Below are 2,861 nucleotides of genomic sequence, written 5' to 3' on the forward strand. Positions count from 1 at the left end.
GACTCACCCTATAAAACTAGGACGCTGTTTCTCGGTCGCTTACTATCAAGCCCCCCTGGGTTCCGGCAAAGCAATGCGAGCGCTGAATTCATCAACGCTCGCTGAAAAGTTACTACGTGCTGCCCTCGCTCGCTCTCGCCTTACGCCAGGTCAATCCCAAGCAACGGGCGGTCGTCCGATTTGCTCTGCCGAAAATACTGCGGCTCCGGGTAATAAACGAGCCCGCTTCCGTTCGGATAGGCAAAGCACTCGCGAAGCCGACAATACAACGCATAAAATCGCTCATCACCGTGTGCCTTGGCCACATGCTCCCATTCGTCGAAGTCTCGAACGAGCTTCGCGCAAACTACCGGCCCGAAAGTCACGCCTCTAAGGCCATAGCGAACGAGTTCCCAGAAGGGTCCACGTCCACCAGTTTCAGGGTACTTCTGCTCGTCCTCCAGCGCACCAGCGACTTGGTCGACCCACTCATCTAGCGTACCGTTCTTAATGAACTTTCCGCTCCTCGTGATGATGATTGTGAGGACCCTGCACCATTCGAAAAAGTAGAAGTCCTCATATCGTCCTTCGACGCAACACGCCAATTCCTTCTCGCCTTCGTGTTCGTAGACGGCGCCGATTTCCAACCCCTCAGCAAGTCTAGGGTACGAACGCGGAGCCACCACCAGAACCACATTATTCAGCGGCTCATTGGTGACCGGGCAGAGGCCATACTGATTTGAATGTCGAGGTTGCTCGCGTTTCTTCACATCCGTCAGCGCAACAAGATAGGTCCAGGGCATAGATATTCCAGATTTCGTCAGTTCAAAACGCGAAGCTCACTCGCGTGTGAGCGTGTCTCTGCGGCAAGCTCAAGGCATCTGCCAATAGGACCTCACCACTCCATTCGTAGTCGCGTGCGCAAAACACGTGCGCAGCCACCAGTAGGTCAAGTAGAACTCGTCGTCGTAGAAATACTGCTCACCGACTAGCTTTTTTGGTCGGTGGTACAACCACGATGGCGCGTCAAAATCCTCCTCGTAGAATTCCTCCTTCGCTAGAACCTTTGATGCCCGGTCGTTCCACGCATTGAAGTCAGCAACAAGCTTTCTGGCTGCACTCGGGCCGAACGTCGCCATTGAGTAGTCCTTGTGAAGCAACTCAATGAAGGGACCGTCTGCGGGGTAGGCGTCCCGCTTGTTCCGGTCGAAGCCAACCATGGCCGCTAAGACGTCGTGCCAATCCCCTGCCCTGACATCCAAGTTCCAGCGAGTATTCGAGGCGTAGCTCGTACGTGTAGATGGATGAACCCTTCAGTTCGTCCGGCGAGTGACCACGACGGGCCTCTTCATGGCCGTGTATATACGTCGCGTTTTCCAGCCTGTGCCCGGTCTTCGGGTCTATCCACCATGCGATTCCATTGACGCCCTCCGCCAAGAGTTTCAAGCCCTTGCACACCTCGTACACGTGCATTCCCATTGTTTCTGTTCCCTACATCTCAGGTGCGAGCGGGACGGATGACCCACCTGCGCAGCACCTAACTGGTTGCAAGAACGTATATCTCCAACACGGGGGGATGATTTGGGCGGGAGGACAAGTTCTGAGGTTTTCAAGCGGCGCGCACCAAGGGTAGGAGCCGAAAAGAGGAAGGGAGAGCAGGTTGTTTTTGGAATACTCGTGGAGACAACAATCTGTGCGTTAATCGGACAGAGCTGGCGCGTCATCAGAAGCGCAACTGCTGCTTGGCGGAGAGGCGCCCTCGCCCGGCGCCAGCGAAGTGGAAAATTGGGGTCCAGATGCGCAGACGCCGGCAAGGTATGCCGGTGTCATTTAGCGCGCCGGAGAAAATGAGCTCGTTTAGCTCATTCGGCGTCTCGGCGACCTGCTACTGCATGAGCGATGCGGCAAGGAGGCATACGTGCCGATTCACTTGAGAGATGCCTTGGCAAAGCTGTACCACCCGGCGAGGGTCGGAACACGCCAAGGGGTGACAGCGTCGCAGGATGTGGCCGAGAAGTTTCCGCGGTGGTAGTCGGTAGCGGTCGGCTGTGCGTGGGAATGTCCGCTAGTGCCAACTGACTAGACTCAGGTAACCAGTTGCCTTCCAGTCGAAGTCGTCTTGAAACCTGTCAGATCTGCGCTCAAAAAACCGTTTAAATTCAAAAACTTACAGAAAGAATCAAAAGTTCGGTCACTTTATCGTTGAACCAATGCAAGTTCGGACACTAATTGGCTAAACGCCCTCGCCAAAAAAGAGGCATATAAGGCATATTTTGGCCAGTCCTTGGCCAGGAATTGCTTGCAATCGCGGCCACGAATCGCCGAATTTCCCAACAAATGTGAGCAGCTAAGCCATAGGATGTCGCAAACGGCACGCTATGCCTTGCCACAAAAAACGACACGCTATGCCTTCCGAGCGGAAGAAAAAAGCTCCTTAAAGCACTTTTTGATTGCTCTGTCAGCCTCCCGACCACCGTAACGGGAAGGAAGAACCAAATGCTGGCGGATACGGTAGAGCGTCGGAAAATATCCTTCGCTGACAGCCTTGTCGCAGGCCAGGCGGACTAATGCATCAAGTTCGTCCTGCCGCACCTGAGCTTGCGCTCGGCGATAGTCATTTCTACCCTTTTGGCACTGCTCCCAAACCGGCAGATGCCGTTCCCACAAATATGCTGGTGAAACGCCGAGATGACGCGCAAGAGACTCACCCGATACAACACTGCGACCGCCGTCTGACAGTTTCCAATAAGCTTCCGATACTTCCGTTGAGCTGACACTCTTTCCCTTCGGCCTCAGTGTGTCGTACCAGACTGCCGGCCCAGGAACGGAGATAAAGTCAAATCTGGTGTACGAAGGTTGATCGTGGCCGGTTCTCAGGCGGC

General features: G+C 54.7%; 3 protein-coding genes. All 3 read right to left on the reverse strand.

What is annotated here, in order from left to right:
- Positions 1 to 140: 140 nt before the first annotated feature.
- Positions 141 to 782: a hypothetical protein gene (locus K309_RS39505; RefSeq protein ID WP_051320772.1), complete on the reverse strand. Its 642-nt coding sequence runs from the start codon at positions 780 to 782 to the stop codon at positions 141 to 143.
- A gap of 69 nt (positions 783 to 851) precedes the next feature.
- Positions 852 to 1,241, reverse strand: a complete 390-nt coding sequence (locus K309_RS0134420) for a hypothetical protein (protein WP_029050412.1) — start codon at positions 1,239 to 1,241, stop codon at positions 852 to 854.
- Between the two features lie 1,141 nt (positions 1,242 to 2,382).
- The coding region (locus K309_RS43645; protein WP_232232648.1) for a hypothetical protein at positions 2,383 to 2,861 on the reverse strand (479 nt) is incomplete at its 5' end.

This window comes from Cupriavidus phytohabitans, assembly GCF_000426345.1.
GTDB lineage: Bacteria > Pseudomonadota > Gammaproteobacteria > Burkholderiales > Burkholderiaceae > Cupriavidus.

Excerpts from the sequence above, each read along its gene's own strand:
- K309_RS39505 (WP_051320772.1), bottom strand. The coding sequence starts at position 782 with ATGCCCTGGACCTATCTTGTTGCGCTGACGGATGTGAAGAAACGCGAG.